This is a genomic window from Streptomyces sp. NBC_00289, assembly GCF_041435115.1.
Classification (GTDB): Bacteria; Actinomycetota; Actinomycetes; order Streptomycetales; family Streptomycetaceae; genus Streptomyces.
The window spans coordinates 6,940,567-6,954,642 of the sequence record NZ_CP108046.1 but is presented as its reverse complement, the minus strand read 5'-3'; the positions used below and the strand labels follow the sequence as shown (position 1 = coordinate 6,954,642).

15 protein-coding genes and 1 pseudogene are annotated in these 14,076 nt (G+C 71.5%); 9 read left to right on the top strand and 7 right to left on the bottom strand.

Annotation, left to right across the window (positions count from 1 at the left end):
• Positions 1–121: 121 nt before the first annotated feature.
• Positions 122–1,834 (top strand): protein kinase, encoded by a 1,713-nt coding sequence (locus OG985_RS31515; RefSeq protein WP_371671731.1) that lies wholly within the window; start codon positions 122–124, stop codon positions 1,832–1,834.
• 49 nt (positions 1,835–1,883) lie between these two features.
• Here the strand turns inward: OG985_RS31515 and OG985_RS31510 are convergent, their stop codons facing one another.
• A complete protein-coding gene (locus OG985_RS31510; protein ID WP_371671730.1) occupies positions 1,884–2,585 on the bottom strand; it encodes a TetR/AcrR family transcriptional regulator in 702 nt (233 codons plus the stop codon).
• A gap of 150 nt (positions 2,586–2,735) precedes the next feature.
• Between OG985_RS31510 and OG985_RS31505 the strand changes: the two genes are divergently transcribed.
• Together OG985_RS31505 and OG985_RS31500 are read left to right on the top strand one after the other, a co-directional pair.
• Positions 2,736–3,809, top strand: coding sequence for a medium chain dehydrogenase/reductase family protein (locus OG985_RS31505; RefSeq protein ID WP_371671729.1), 1,074 nt, complete (start codon positions 2,736–2,738; stop codon positions 3,807–3,809).
• Positions 3,810–3,936: 127 nt separating this feature from the next.
• Positions 3,937–4,506 (top strand): nuclear transport factor 2 family protein, encoded by a 570-nt coding sequence (locus tag OG985_RS31500; protein WP_371671728.1) that lies wholly within the window; start codon positions 3,937–3,939, stop codon positions 4,504–4,506.
• A 62-nt stretch (positions 4,507–4,568) separates the two neighbouring features.
• Here OG985_RS31500 and OG985_RS31495 read toward each other — a convergent pair whose 3' ends face one another.
• Together OG985_RS31495 and OG985_RS31490 are read right to left on the bottom strand one after the other, a co-directional pair.
• Positions 4,569–7,415, bottom strand: coding sequence for an AAA family ATPase (locus OG985_RS31495; RefSeq protein WP_371674551.1), 2,847 nt, complete (start codon positions 7,413–7,415; stop codon positions 4,569–4,571).
• Between the two features lie 86 nt (positions 7,416–7,501).
• On the bottom strand, positions 7,502–7,657 hold the full coding sequence (locus OG985_RS31490) for a hypothetical protein (protein ID WP_371671727.1): 156 nt from the start codon (positions 7,655–7,657) through the stop codon (positions 7,502–7,504).
• 83 nt (positions 7,658–7,740) lie between these two features.
• On the opposite strand from OG985_RS31490, the gene OG985_RS31485 reads away from it, so the two are divergent.
• From OG985_RS31485 to OG985_RS31475, 3 genes are all read left to right on the top strand, one after another.
• Positions 7,741–7,917 (top strand): hypothetical protein, encoded by a 177-nt coding sequence (locus tag OG985_RS31485; protein ID WP_371671726.1) that lies wholly within the window; start codon positions 7,741–7,743, stop codon positions 7,915–7,917.
• A 50-nt stretch (positions 7,918–7,967) separates the two neighbouring features.
• Positions 7,968–8,651: a response regulator gene (locus tag OG985_RS31480; RefSeq protein ID WP_371671725.1), complete on the top strand. Its 684-nt coding sequence runs from the start codon at positions 7,968–7,970 to the stop codon at positions 8,649–8,651.
• A gap of 223 nt (positions 8,652–8,874) precedes the next feature.
• Positions 8,875–9,618 carry a DUF4232 domain-containing protein gene (locus OG985_RS31475; protein ID WP_371671724.1) on the top strand — a complete coding sequence of 248 codons (744 nt, stop codon included), beginning with the start codon at positions 8,875–8,877 and terminating at the stop codon, positions 9,616–9,618.
• A gap of 12 nt (positions 9,619–9,630) precedes the next feature.
• Here OG985_RS31475 and OG985_RS31470 read toward each other — a convergent pair whose 3' ends face one another.
• Together OG985_RS31470 and OG985_RS31465 are read right to left on the bottom strand one after the other, a co-directional pair.
• The gene (locus OG985_RS31470; protein WP_371671723.1) at positions 9,631–10,824 is read right to left on the bottom strand and encodes a N(5)-(carboxyethyl)ornithine synthase; all 1,194 of its coding nucleotides are present in this window, start codon (positions 10,822–10,824) and stop codon (positions 9,631–9,633) included.
• Between the two features lie 73 nt (positions 10,825–10,897).
• Complete coding sequence (locus OG985_RS31465; RefSeq protein ID WP_371671722.1) at positions 10,898–11,170, bottom strand: hypothetical protein; 273 nt, start codon at positions 11,168–11,170, stop codon at positions 10,898–10,900.
• A 499-nt stretch (positions 11,171–11,669) separates the two neighbouring features.
• On the opposite strand from OG985_RS31465, the gene OG985_RS31460 reads away from it, so the two are divergent.
• The 3 genes and pseudogenes from OG985_RS31460 to OG985_RS31450 form a co-directional block, all read left to right on the top strand.
• The gene (locus OG985_RS31460; RefSeq protein ID WP_371671721.1) at positions 11,670–12,281 is read left to right on the top strand and encodes a TetR/AcrR family transcriptional regulator; all 612 of its coding nucleotides are present in this window, start codon (positions 11,670–11,672) and stop codon (positions 12,279–12,281) included.
• Between the two features lie 37 nt (positions 12,282–12,318).
• Positions 12,319–12,990, top strand: coding sequence for an enoyl-CoA hydratase-related protein (locus OG985_RS31455; RefSeq protein ID WP_371671720.1), 672 nt, complete (start codon positions 12,319–12,321; stop codon positions 12,988–12,990).
• 27 nt (positions 12,991–13,017) lie between these two features.
• Positions 13,018–13,166 (top strand): annotated as a pseudogene (locus OG985_RS31450) (PIN domain-containing protein); the annotation flags it as partial.
• Here OG985_RS31450 and OG985_RS31445 read toward each other — a convergent pair.
• Together OG985_RS31445 and OG985_RS31440 are read right to left on the bottom strand one after the other, a co-directional pair.
• On the bottom strand, positions 13,142–13,549 hold the full coding sequence (locus tag OG985_RS31445) for a PIN domain nuclease (RefSeq protein WP_371671719.1): 408 nt from the start codon (positions 13,547–13,549) through the stop codon (positions 13,142–13,144). The pseudogene OG985_RS31450 and the gene OG985_RS31445 overlap by 25 nt on opposite strands.
• Positions 13,546–13,779 carry a type II toxin-antitoxin system VapB family antitoxin gene (locus tag OG985_RS31440; protein ID WP_030606313.1) on the bottom strand — a complete coding sequence of 78 codons (234 nt, stop codon included), beginning with the start codon at positions 13,777–13,779 and terminating at the stop codon, positions 13,546–13,548. Before OG985_RS31440 ends, OG985_RS31445 begins: the two co-directional genes overlap by 4 nt.
• Positions 13,780–14,076: the final 297 nt, after the last annotated feature.

Here is a 14,076-nt window from a genome sequence, read left to right as displayed (position 1 = left end):
AACACGCGGAATCGAGGTACCCGGAAGCGCCGGGAACCCCGGAACTTACGGCAGCGCTGGGTTAGCCTCGTCTCCTCTTCGTGGCGAACTGGCGTACGACGTGAAGCATTTCGGGGGATCCGTGTCAGAACTGCGGCCGGTGCCGCCGGAACCGGCGACGAGCGAGGCCGCCGCGCTGCGGCGGACCGGCGCCTCACCCCTGCACTCCGGTGACCCGGCGCAGGTGGGCCCATATGTGCCGCTGGCCCTGCTCGGCAGCGGCGGTATGGGGCGGGTCTATCTGGCCCGTCCCGTGGACGGCAGCCCGGGTCTGGTCGCGTTGAAGGTGATCAGGCCGGAGTACGCGGAGGACGCCAGGTTCCGGCACCGCTTCGAGCGCGAGGCGTCGGTGCACGCCCGGCTCCGCACCCCGCACACGCCGAGACTGAGCGGCACGGGGTTCCGGGACGCGGTGCTGTGGATGGCCACCGAGTACATCCCGGGGCTCGATCTGACGGAGGCCGTACGGGAGGACGGCGCCCTCGACACGGCGACGGTCTGGCGGCTGACGGCCGAACTGGGGCGTGCGCTCGCCGACCTCGCCGCCGCGGAGATCGTGCACCGCGACCTGAAGCCGTCCAACGTCCTGCTGTCCGTCCGGGGCGCCCATGTGATCGACTTCGGCATCTCGAAGGCCGTGGACGCGAGCGCGATCACCGGTACGGGCAACCGGGTCGGCACTCCGGCCTACATGTCGCCGGAGCACCTGCGGACGGGCAGGTCCGACACGGCGTCGGATGTGTTCTCGCTGGCCGGAACGCTGGTCTACGCGGCCGCGGGGCGGGCTCCGTTCGGCGACGGCACGGGCGTGGACGTGATGCACCGGGTGGCGTTCGAGGAACCGGATCCGGAGCTGCTCGGCGAGATATCGGCGGCGGACGCGGAGCTCGGCTCGCTGCTGTCCGCCTGTCTGGCCAAGGAGCCCGGGCGCCGGCCCACCCCGCAGGACCTCGTCGAGGCGGCCGGGGCACGGGCCGTGGCACCCACCGAGACGGCCGGCTGGGCCGAGCCGCTGGGGGCCAAGGTGCTGGCCCGGCAGCGGGCGTACGAGGTGCTGCACCGCCTCCCCGCCGAACGGAAGGCCCGCTTACGCGCCCCGGACGCCCGGCCGGAGGTGGCCTCTCCGGAGCCGTTACGTCCGGCGGAAAAGCCCCGTGCCCGGACCCGGAGGAAGGCGGCGCTGATTGCCGCCGCCGGCATCGCCGTCTGCGCGGTGGCCGTGACGGCCTTCGTCCTCACCCGCCCGGACGCCCCCGCCACCGCCCACTCCCCGGCGACCGGCCGAACGGCCTCGCTCGCCGCCGCACCCGGCGATCCCACGGCCGCTCCGACGCCCGGACCCTCGGACGGGACATCCGCCGAGGGCACGTCCGGCAAGAGCGTCGGCACCGCGACCGGCCCGGACCACGACCCGACACGTCCCGAGGTCTCCGGGGCCGCGACCGGCGGCCGACCCGACGCCGCCTCCGCTCCGGCCGCCTCCGCCGGCACCTCCACCGACGTCACTCCGACCCCCAGCGACACACCCTCGGAACCCGCGACCCCGCCCTGGATCTCCGACTGCACCTACTACTCCGGCAACGGACGCACCCGCCCAGGGGACAGCGGAGAACACGTCCTGCAAGTGCAGTGCATGCTGACGAAGCGCGGCTACAGCGTGGGAGGCAGCGGCGTGGACGGCGAATTCGGCCCCGGAACGGAGTCCGCGGTGCGCGGCTTCCAGAGCGACAAGGGACTGGACGCCGACGGCATCGTGGGCCATGAGACCTGGACCGCGCTGCGCGGCTCCTCGTGAGCGTCGCCGTGCCGGACCCCCGCCGAGGCCGGCCTGATCCAGCAAGGGTCTAGGAGTCGTCCGGTTCCAGTGACCGGACGGCGCTGTCGATCTCGGAATCGATCAGCCGCTGCGCCTCCAGGGGGTGGTTGTCGAAGACGCCGGTGAGCTCGAGGCTCACGATCCCGTGCACCCGCGACCAGATCAGGATGGCGGCGCGGGCGGCGCGGGGTGGGGTGTCCGGCCGCTGCTGGGAGCGGGCCCACTGCCGAAGCTGGCCGTCGAGTGTTCGGTCGCCGCTGCCACGGTCGGCCGGCGAAGTGCCCTGCACGGCCGTCAGCAGGTCGATGAGCAGGGCCATCGCCTGGTCCAGCGGGGTCTGTCCGGTGACGTCGCCGGGCAGGTCCCCGGCCTGCTCACCGAACAGCATCCCGTAGCGCCGCCGGTACCGCAGGGCCCAGTCACGGTAGGCGGCGACCAGCAGCCGTACCCGCGCGCGGGGCGCCCGCCTGCTCCCTTCCACCGCCTGGCTCATCGCCGCCACGAGCTGCTGGTAGGAGAGCGTGACCAGGTGCGCCACCAGCGCGTCGCGCGACGGGAAGTAGCGGTAGACGGCCGGTGCGGACATCGCCATGCCCCGGGCCAGCGCCGCGATCGACAGCGCGTGGACGCCGTCCGCGTCGATGATCGCGAACGACGTGTCCTCGATCTCCTGGAGGGTCTGCGCCCGAAGCCGCTCGCGCCTGCTCATGGTCTGCGGTGGGTTAGTCATAGTCACATCGTAAGGGCCCGTCGAACTTCGGGCAGCCCCCGTCATCCGTTACGACCCGTAGCGCTTTCGCTTGACATCCCTGACGGCCAGACACATAGTTACGGTCATTAACAGAGCGACGCAGGGTCGCAACTGCTTGAGGAGTCGACCATGACCGAGTTGGACGCCACCACCGAGGGCACCACGACCGCCGCCGAGATGGTGCTGCCGGGCAAGGTCGCCCCGACCAGCCTGCGACGGGTATGGCGCTCACTGCCGGCACCCGCCGCCGGCCAGGCGCTGGTGCGGGTCGAGTCGACCGCGGTGTCCTTCGCGGAGAGCGCGATGCGCCGGGGCCGCTACTACGGCCAGCCCGCCTTCCCGTTCGTTCCCGGCTACGACCTCGTGGGCGTCGTCGAGGCCGTCGGCCCCGGCGTGGACCGCGCCCTCGTCGGCCGCCGGGTCGCCGCGCTGACCAAGACCGGCGGCTGGGCCACGGCCGTACTGCTGGCCGCCGCCGACCTGGTGGACGTACCCGACGGCATCGACCCGGACGAGGCGGAGACGCTGATCGTCAACGGCCTGACCGCCTACCAGATGCTCCACACCAAGGCGAAGGTGCGGGCCGGGCAGACCGTCCTGGTGACGGGCGCCGCCGGGGGCGTGGGCTCGATCCTGGTCCAGCTCGCCCGGAACGCCGGCGCCCACGTGATCGGCACGGCAGCTCCACGCCATCACGAGGCGCTGCGCGCACTCGGCGTGGAGCCGATCGACTACCGCGACCCCGACCTGGCCGCCCGCGTCCGCGCGCTGGCCCCCGACGGCGTGGACGCCGTGTTCGACCACCTCGGCGGCGCGAGCGTCACCCTCTCCTACCGACTGCTCAACCGCACCGGCACGCTGGTCTCGTACAGCATCGCGGCCGCGCTCGACGACACCCGCCCGGTCCTGCTCGACTTCCTGCCCCTGCTGGCCAAGCTGGCGTTCTGGAACCACCTGCCCACGGGCCGACACGCGAGCTTCTACGACATCTGGGCGGGCTCCGGCAAGCCGGACTCGGCCAGGCGCGAGGCGTTCCGGGCCCGGACCCGCACCGACCTCACCCACGTCCTCAACCTGCTGCGCGACGGCGTGCTCACCGCGCAGATCGCCGCCCGCTTCCCGCTGGCCGAGGCGGCCGCGGCGATGGAACTGGCCGAATCCTCCTCCCGCACCACCCCCGGCAAGATCATCCTGACGCCCTGACCCGTCGAATGCGGACGGCGGCCCGAACGAGTTCACCCATGGACCCATCAAATGAGTTAATTTATTCATCTGTAAGTGCGCTGTGATCGTGGTGGCGACACGCGCCGGCACCCGGGAGGAGACGAGCATGGGCCGACTTGGACCCTGGACGCCGACGACGGTCGAGGAGCGGCTCGACCGCATGGAGTCGCTGGCCGAGATCCGCCAACTCCCCTACCGGTACGCGCTGGCACTCGACTCACGGGACATGGACGCCGTCGCGGACCTGTTCGTGCCCGACGTGCGGGTGGGACGCGAGGAGTTCGGCCGCGCGGCACTGCATCGCTGGTACACCGAGGCCATGCGGGCCTCGAGAACCACGATCCACCAGGTGACCAACCACATCGTGGACTTCGACGACGCGGACCGTGCCCGAGGCGTCGTCTACTGCCGGGACCAGCTCGAACGGCCCTCGACGGGCCAGTGGGAGGTCGGGGAACTGCAGTACTGGGACGACTACCTGCGCGTGGACGGCGAGTGGTGCTTCCGGCGGCGGAAGTTCCACCGCTGGTACCTGGCCGACGCACTGACCAGACCCGCGAACGGCACCGGCGTGAACGACGGCAGCGACCCGCTGGGCGCCCGCCAACTCCCCGAGTCCTTCCCGACCTGGGCCCCGTACTGGGACTCGGCCGACAACCACTCCCCTCACGCCTGACCCGCCCCGCCCCTGTTGCTCCTGCTCCCAGACCTGCGCCCCCTTGCGGCCGTCACCGCGCCTCAGTCGGTCCGCGTACCCCGGCTCGTCCCGTCGCCCAGCTCGGAGCGGGCCTGGAGGACGGCGAGGGCGGCCCGCGACGTGACGCCGGTCTTGCGGTAGATGCGGCCGAGGTGGGACTCGACCGTGCGGGGGCTGAGATAGAGCCGGGCCGCGATGGCGGGAGTGGTCAGCCCCTCGGCGACCAGCGCGGCGATCTCCTGTTCGCGAGGGGTGAGAGACGCCCTCCCGGCCGCGGACAGGCCACCGGCCGCCGACGTACCGAACACGGCGGGGCGGATCTCGTCCGCCAGCCCGGTCAACAGACGGGCACCGCCGGTCGCGGCCAGTTGCCGGGCACGTTCCCACATGGCGCCGGCACGGTCCGGGTGACCTGCGGCGCCGGTCAGGGTCGCGCCGAGCAGCAGACCGAACGCCTCCCACAGGACCGCGCCCCCGCGAGCCGCCTCCTCCGCGGCCTCCTCGAACAGCTCGGCCGCCGCCGCCGTGTCACCGTCGGCGACCCGGCAGTGGGCGGTGCTGCGCAGGGCCGAGGCCCACTGCGACGACAGGTCCAGTCGCTTCGCCTCCTCGCGGGCCCGTTCCGCCCACGTCGTGGCGGAGTCCGTGTCGCCGGTCATGACGGCGGAGGTCACCAGGATCTCCAGGATGAGCGGGCGCATGGACGGGTGGAGTCCCTCCAGGTCATCGCCTCCCCCGCGGAGAACGGCGGCCCGGGCGCGCTGCGGGTCGCCGGCGTGGATCGCCGCATGGCCGAGCATGCACCAGGCGATGGACGCCCACCAGTTCATGCGCGTACCGGCCGCCGCGACGGCCTCCTCGGCCACCGCCAACGGGGTCCGGTCGTCGGACGGACACGCGTACATCTGGGCGTACGCCTTGTTGGCGAGGACGAACACGAGCAGTTCGTCGCTGCCGATGCCGCGGGCGATCGTCTCGGCCTCGTCCGCGAGTTCCCCGGCCGAGTCGAGCCGGAGGGTCTGTATGTGGACCTGCGCCTTGCACAGCAGCAGGTGCGGCAGGACGTGGAGCTGACCGCCACGCCGGGCGATGGCCAGGCCGCGGTCGGCGTGCCGTTCGGCGTCGGCGTACCGCTCCAGGAACGCCTCCGCCCAGCCGAGGCGGGCCAGCGGCTCGCACAGTCGCGCGAGGTCGTGATCCGTCAGTGCGTCGACGAGTGCCGCCGCCCGGTCGGTGGCCTCCCGCGCGGCGGACATCTCGCCTTCGTACGTCTCTCCGAGGGCGGAGATCGCGAGCGCTCCCGCCTCGGCGACCTCGTCGCCCAGCGACCGGGCCAGGTCGAGGGTGCGGGCCACCTCGGCCCGCACCTCGGGGTAGGCGGTGGCGTGCGGCGCGGACGAGCCCAGTTCCAGGCCGAGTTCGACGGCTTCGACGGGAGGCGGGCCCGGCGTTCGGGAGAGCTCACGGCGGAGCAGCGCGACCGCCTCGGCATAGCGCCCCAGTTGACGCTCCATCAGTGCGCACAGCGTCACGGCGGAGGCCCGCACGCCCGCCGCCCCCCTCTCGCCCGGCGGCGACATGGAGATCACGTCGTGCAGCAGGTCCCGGCTCTCCTTCAGTCCTCCGCAGACGCCCAGGGCGCGGGCCCGCCGCAGCATCAGATCGCGGCGCAGCGTGGTGTGTCGCGGATGGTCGGGCAGGTTGGCGAGGGCGACGCCCAGCCAGTGGGCACTGCTCGCGGGCGCGGTGGTGGCGTACCGCTCGGCCGCTTCGTCCAGTACGGCGACGGCCTCCGGGTCCCAGCCGGTCAGTGACCGCTCGACGTGGTGGGCGCGTTCGGTGGCGGGGGCGCCGGCGGCGGCCAGTCCGGCCGCGGCCAGGCGGTGCAGACGGACACGCGACAGCGGGTCGGTGCCCTCGTGCACAAGTGCCCGCAGTACCGGGTGGCGCAGTGTCCACCGACCGCCGGGACCGTGGCGCAGCAGATCCCGGCCGGCCAGCGCCTCCAGATCCGCGTCGACGTCGGCCTGCTCCTGGCCGGTGACCACGGCCAGCAGGGCGGCGGTGCCGTGGTCGCCGAGGACGGCCACCGCCTCGGCCGTACGGCGCTGCGCGGGGGTCAGCGGCGTCAGTTCGTCCAGCAGGACGGAGCCGAGCCCGGTGACGTGCCGTGGCGATCCGTGCCCCGGGTCCTGTCCGGTCTGTCCGGCCTGAAGGAGGGCGAGGAAGTACAGCGGATTGCCGTCGCTGGCGGCGTACAGCTCGGCGACCCGGCCGGGCGGCATGTCCGGGGCCAGTCCGGGAGCCAGGACCTCGACGCACGCGCGCTCGCTGAGCGGTCCGAGGTCCAGCCGGAGGACCGTACCCAGGTCGATGCCGCGGGCGAGGGCGGCGGCGAGGGACGCCGTGGTCTGGCGGTCCCGGCGGCCCACGACGATCACGACGGGGGCGTGCGGGGGATGGCGGACGAGGTGGTCGACGAGTTCCAGGGACGCCGGGTCCGCCCAGTGCAGGTCGTCCAGGGCCACGACGAGCCCGGGCCCGTCCCCCGCGATCCGTGCGAGCAGCCTCGCGACGGACCGGTGCAGCCCGAACCGGTCGCCACGGCGCCCGTCCCCGACGCCGTCCGGATCGGTCAGTTCCAGGTCGTGGTCGGCGAGCGCGTCGTTGAACGGCTGGTACGGGATGTGCTGTTCGTACTCCGTGGCCCGGCCCCGCAGCACCGTCATCCCCCGGTCCCGCGCCCGCCGGCAGAACTCGGACATGAGCCGGCTCTTCCCGATGCCCGCCGCCCCTGCGAGGTCCACGACGGCCGAAGCGCCGTCCCTTCCGAGTGTCCGGTCGAGCACCTCGTCCAGGCGCTCCAACTCGGCGCGTCGGCTCACCAGCGGAGTCACGTCCCCCCTCACCGCCCCGGCCACACGGCCGTCGGGGCCTCCCGAACGACGATCTTACGTAACCGATTTGCGTGACTTCACGGATACTCGGTGTCCGTCGCCTCGGGCAGTGTGACCAGGCGCGAAGGGAAGCGCGGGGAGAACGAGGGGCCGACGCCCCGCCTCCTCGCGCCCGTCTCCTCGCTCGACTCACCGCTCACACGCTGGACGCTCGCGTGGTACCCCCTGTTCATCTCCGTCCTTGGCATCGGCGCCCTGCTCAACAGCCCCAACGTCCGGAAGAAGCCGGGCGGTCGGCGGCCGCACCTCTTCGAACGTGACCGACGACGGACAGAAGCCGGTTCTGTCCGGCGCCACCGCGGGGACCGCCGCCCATGGTTTGATCGGCATGCGCGAGCGTTTCGGGATCTACGGCGGGACGGTGACCGCCGGCCCCGGCCCACAGGGCGGGTTCGAGGTGGAACCGACCGTTCCCGTGGCCCGCGACAGGTGAGGAAGTGTCCCGGCCCCCGGCCGGACAGCCGCGAGGAGGGGAAATCCCGCATGCCCACAGTGCTCGTCGCAGACGACCAGTTCCTCATCCGTTCGGGACTCGTCGCGCTCCTGCGGGCCGCACCGGGGATCGAGGTCGTCGGGGAGGCGCAGGACGGTGAGGAGGCGATCGAGCTGGCCGCGAGGACCAGACCAGACGTCATATTGATGGACATCCGGATGCCGGGGGTCAACGGGATCACCGCGACCGAGCGGATCCTCTCCCAGGCGTCGACCCCGCCGCCCAAGATCCTCGTCCTGACGACCTTCGATCTCGACGAGTACGTCCACGGCGCGCTGAAGGTCGGCGCCTGCGGCTTCTTGCTCAAGGACACCCCGCCGGAGCGGCTGCTCGCCGCCATCGACACCGTCCACGCCGGCGACATGCTGTTCAGCGCCCCTGTGATCAAAGGGCTCATCGAGACCTACACCCCCCGCCCCGCCGTACCCGAGCCGCACTCCGGGCTGGAGAACCTGACCCCCAGGGAGCTGGAGGTCCTCGAGCTGGTCGGAGCGGGCATGTCCAACTCCGACATCGCCCAGCGACTCGTGCTCAGCACGGCGACCATCAAGACACACGTCCACCGCTGCATGAGCAAGCTCATGCTGAACAGCCGGGCCCAGGCGGTCGTCTTCGCGTACGAGACCGGACTGATCTCCCGCGGCCCCGCGACCTGGGGTACGGAGACCCCCTGACGGAGCTCCGGATGCGGACCGAGACCTGACCGCACTACACCCCTGGTGGTACACCGACGACCACTGTGGTTGCAGGCGCGGTTCAACCCCTCGTTGGGCGAGAGGGACCGGCCCTTCCGGCTAGCTTGCTGTCGATGCACCGGTGCACACGGGAAGTCGTCGAGTCCCACAGACGCGGCGGACAACCGGGGTGCCGGTCAACGACTGCACACGGGGGATCACCATGCGTACCGCACACAGGGGCTGGAAGGCCCACGCCCTGGGAGCCGCGGCCCTCACCGCCCTCCTCTCCGCCACGGCCTGCGAGCCGGGCGGCACGAACAACGGCACAGGCACCACCCCGTCCGCCACTCCGAGCGCGACCGTCTCCACCCAGCCCGGCGGCGAGGACACCGGCTCGGACGGCGAGAACGCCGGCACGGGCGGCGAGGACACCGCCACGGACGACAGCTCGCAGGACTCAGGCGGCGGCTCGGGGAACTCCGGCGGTTCGGGCAGCACAGGCGGCGGGACCGCCACCGCCACCTGCCGCGCCGCCGACATCTCGATCACCACGACGCTCTACGCACATGACCAGGCCCGGCACCTCCTCCTCACGGCCACCAACACCGGGAACAAGGAATGCGCCCTCTACCGCTACCCGGTCGTCCGCTTCGACGACGGGCGTGAGGACCAGGTCGGCCCGATGGAGTCCGAGATGAAGGGAGCCACGATCGGGCCGGGCGAGAAGGCGTACGCGGGCATGCTCCTCTTCCGCATCGGCGTGCCGACCGAGGCCGTGGAGACGATGACCGTCAGCCTCCAGGGCCGCGTCTCCAACGCCGATGCGGACAGCGGGCCGATCGAGGCCGCGCTGCCCGACGAGGCCGACTTCCTCAACATCGACGACAACCCCCTCGTCTCGTACTGGAACATCAGCCGCGAGAAGTCCGAGAACTACATGTTCAAGGCAGCCGGCGGCAACTGACGGTGCGATGTGTCAGGCCGGCTGCCCGGCGGAGTGCGGCAGCGAGTCGAGAGCGGGCGCCGGGTCCTCGGGCGGGTGGGGGTAGGTGGCTGACCGGTGCTGGAAGGAGAGGATCTTCGGGTTCTGGACGACGCCGTCGCGGATCTCGATGGCCTTCCTCACCGTGATGTCGGTGTCCCATGCCCCGGGGCCGCTCATGACCTTGCGCAGGTAGGGAAGGAGCGCCTCGCTGATCTCCCAGGTGGCGGAGTTCCACAGGTGGGACGGGCTGTGATCCACCGCGTAGTAGTGGCAGCCCGCTCCCACCGTGGGCATGGGCTCGCCGAAGGTGGTCGGGCGGGCCCATTCGAAGCCCATGCCCTCGTCGCAGGCGACGTCGACGAAGAAGGTGCCCGGCCGGAACAGGGCGAGTTCCTCGTCGGTGACGAACATGAGCGGTGCGTCGGTGTCCTGGAGGACGCAGTTGACGATGACGTCGAACCCGGCCAGGTACTCCGCCAGCGGCATCGAACCGGCCGCGGTGACTGCCCGCAGGCGCGACGGATCGTCCTCCTGCTCCTCAAAGTGGGCCATCACGACCGAGGGCATCGGTGAGGCCACCGCCGCGGCGGCGCGCTGGGTGAGCACCGTGACGTCGGTGACCCCCATGGCACCCAGGCCGGTGACCGCCCCGCGCGCGGTGGCACCGAAGCTGATGACCACCGCGCGCAGGCGGCGGCCGTAGTGGCCGGTCAGCCCGCCGAGCTGGAGGGCGTGCAGCACCGAGCAGTATCCGGCGAGCTCGTTGTTCTTGTGGAACACGTGGACGCTGAAGGCGCCCGTTGAGGTCCAGTGGTTCATGGCTTCCCAGGCGATCAGGGTCAGCCGTCGATCGATGCCGATCTGGGTCATCTTCTCGTCCTGCACACAGTGCGGCCACCCCCACAGCACCTGGCCCTCGCGGAGCTCGGCGATGTCGTCGTGCATCGGTTTGGGCAGCAGCACGATGTCGCACTCGGCGAGGATCCGCTCGCGCGGGCGCAGGCCGGCCACGAGTGGTCGCAGCGCGTCGTCGGCGACGCCGAAGCGTTCGCCGTACCCCTGTTCGAGGAAGATCTTCTCGCGTATGTCCGGGGCGATCCGGCCGAGGTGAGCGGGGTGCAACGGCAGGCGGAACTCGTTCTCCTTGCGGGAGGAGGCAAGTACTCCGAGACTCATCAGGCTCATGGCTTCCCCAATATTTCGTGCGCTTCGTGTGCTTCGTTCCCGGCGTGCTCGTCGCGGCTGCCCGACATCAGGGTCAGGAGCCCTCGGCCCGGTGCCTGCGGACGCGCTCGGCCAGCGGGTGCGGCGTCTCGTCGAGGCCGTCGGCCGACCCGCTCGCCATGCGTGCGCACGTCCCCCGGCAGGCGAGGAGCTGCTTGTCGTCGCGGTGGGAGACCACCACCGCCTGCGCGTCGGGTGCGTTCCGGTAGTCGGTGCCGCAGATGAGGCAGGCCAGTCCGGAGAGCACCTCCGCGCTCGGTTCGGGACGGCCACGCCGGCGGCCGGAGATCGAGTCCTGTGAATACATGCGTCTCGCATCCTCTTGAGCGGTTCGGAACCGTGCTGACCGGTTCGGACGGGCTGATCGGTCCGGGGCCGTCGGCGAGATGCCGGGATGCCTCGGGGCACCAGGAAGCCGGTGAATCCGCTACCGCTCTGGGCGGGTCCGGACACGGAAGACGGCGGGAGAGTACGAGCCTGAAGGCATGAGGCGGCTCATTTCCGGCCGGATCCGATGTGGGCCGGCCTGTGCCGTTCCCCGAGGGCGACGCCGAAACCGATGACGGCGTGCGAGGTGCGCTCGGTGCCGCAACCGTACTCCCCTCCGGACCCCGCAGGTGCCGCATGCCGACGGGCGCGCGGGCCGACCGGGTCCCGGCAGCGCGGTCGCCCACATGCCGCCACCTCGTCGACTCCGACCGGACGGCCCCCCGCTCCCCCTCTTGCCTGCTCTATGCCATACCCCATAAGTTACCGACAGGTAGCCCGTACGGCGGGCCGCAATCCCGTCGGAAGGTGGTGGGCAGGTGACCCCGCGCAGGAGCGACAGCCGGAACCGGATGATCCTCAGCGCCGTCGCCCTGCTGCGTGAGAACGGGGCGAGCGCGACCAGCATCGACCGGGTGCTCGCCCACAGCGGAGCCCCGCGGGGCTCGGTCTACCACCACTTCCCCGGCGGGCGGACGCAGCTCATCCACGAGGCCGTGGCGCTTGCGGGGGACTTCATCGCGGATCTGATCGACGCCGCCATGCAGGCGGATGATCCGGTGGCGGCCGTCGACGCGTTCTTCCTGCTGTGGCGCGACCGGCTCGTGGAGAGCGACTTCCGGGCCGGCTGCCCGATCGTGGCGGTGGCCGTCGAGACCAACGACGACGCACCCCAGCTCGCCCCCTCGGCCGCCGCCGTCTTCGCCCGCTGGCAGGAGGCCCTCGCGGCCCTGTTCGTCCGGCACGGCCTGACCGAGGAGCGCAGCCGTCGGCTGGGTTCCTTCGTCGTCGCCGCGGTCGAGGGCGCGGTGATCATGTGCCGGGCCGAGCGGAGCACCGCCCCGATCGAGGCGGCCGCCGCCGAGATCCACGACCTGCTCCGCCACACCCTGCGCGACCGCCCCGGTGCCGGACCCGGGCCCCGGCCGTAGCCACTTCACCCGGTCAACTCAGCTCGAAGGAATCGCCATGCCCTCACTCGACCGCCACGACAACGTCTTCGTCCTCGACCTCGGAGACGGAGAGAACCGATTCCACCCCGACTGGCTCACCGCCGTCGGTGCCGCGCTCGACGAGGTGGAGAAGGCGGAAGGCCCCCGCGCCCTGGTCACCGCCGCCACCGGCAAGTTCTACTCCAACGGCCTCGATCTGGACTGGCTGTCCGCACACGCCGACCGCTACCACGACTACGTCGTCTCCGTCCACGAACTGTTCGCGCGGATGCTGTCGCTGCCGGTCATCACGGTGGCCGCGCTGCAGGGGCACACCTTCGCGGCCGGCGCGATGTTCTCCCTCGCCCACGACTTCCGCGTGATGCGCGCCGACCGCGGCTACTGGTGCCTGCCCGAAGCGGACATCAACATCCCCTTCACCCCCGGCATGGCCGCCCTCATCCAGTCCCGGCTGGCGCCGCAGACCGCCCACGAGGCCATGGTCACCGCCCGCCGCTACGGCGGCGACGATGCCGCAGCCGTCGGCATCGTCGACCAGTCGGTCACCGAGGACGCCGTGCGCTCCACCGCCGTCGAGATCGCCCAGGCACAGGTGGCCAAGGCCGGCGACACGCTCGGCACCATCAAGTCCCGCATGTACCGCCCCGCCCTGGCCACCCTGCGCGACACCACCAACCCGCTCGGCTGACGAGCACGCCACCGACCGCACACCCCGCGCCCCGCGCAGGAACAACCGACCGCCAAAGGGAACACCGCAGCGCGGGCCCCGTCGATCTCCTGGTGGCCGCCGCCGCGGAAGAAGCAGGCCTCACCCTGCTCCACTTCGACCGCGACTTCGATCAGGCTCGTACGTCTCGCTGCTGAAGTTCCTTGAGTGCTCCGGCGACCGTCGCGAAGTCGTTGTCCACATGGAGGACGGTGTGCCCGTGGTGGACCGCGGTCGCACACACCAACAGGTCGATCGCTCCTGCCGCACGATGCTGACCCTGTTGTGTCAGCTTGTACTGGGCGGTATCGACCCAACGCCACGCGTTCTTCGGAACGGGAGAGAGCAGGCAAAGTGCGTCCAACTCCTCCGTGAGCTCGTCCCGGTGGGTCGGACTGGTTGCCGAGTAGAGAAATTCGGCGCGTGTCGGCTCGCAGAGGTGGAACACCCCGGCGGCGATGTGCCCCTCCCAGGGCGCCAGAGCTCCGGGGGTGCGGAACAGGTGCCACAGGGCGGAGGTGTCGAGCAGGTAGGTGATCACTCGAAGGCCTCGCGCCGGGCCCGCTTGCCCGCGTCATGCGCCGCCGCGGCCTGCTCGAACTCGCCACGTGCACCTCGTGCGGCCAGTTTCTCCGCAGCATCGAGCCGCTTGATCCGGGCCACGTAGTCCCGCAGGGCCGCGTTGACCGTCTCCTTCTTCGTCGTGACGCCCATCAGCCGCATGGCCTCGGCGAGCGCCTCGTCATCGAGGTCAATCTGCGTGACGGACATCGAGCACCTCCAGCATCCACGATGTATGTCACTAAGATACATCACCAACATTGGGCTGCCACCGCCCAAGAGCGGCCGCCGGAGGCGGTGCGCTTCCTCTCGTGCCGTGGAGACTGCGCCGGCAGGGGAAGCGCGAGGCGGCGAACTCCCCTCCCCCATGCGATGGCGCTCCATCCCGAGTACCGCGATGGAGCACCACCCCTGACTGCCGGGAACTCCGCAACCAGGTCGGGCCGCGCGGGGCGGACCGACGCGACCATGTCCGCTCTTGCTCAGCCCGAGCGACAGCAAATACTT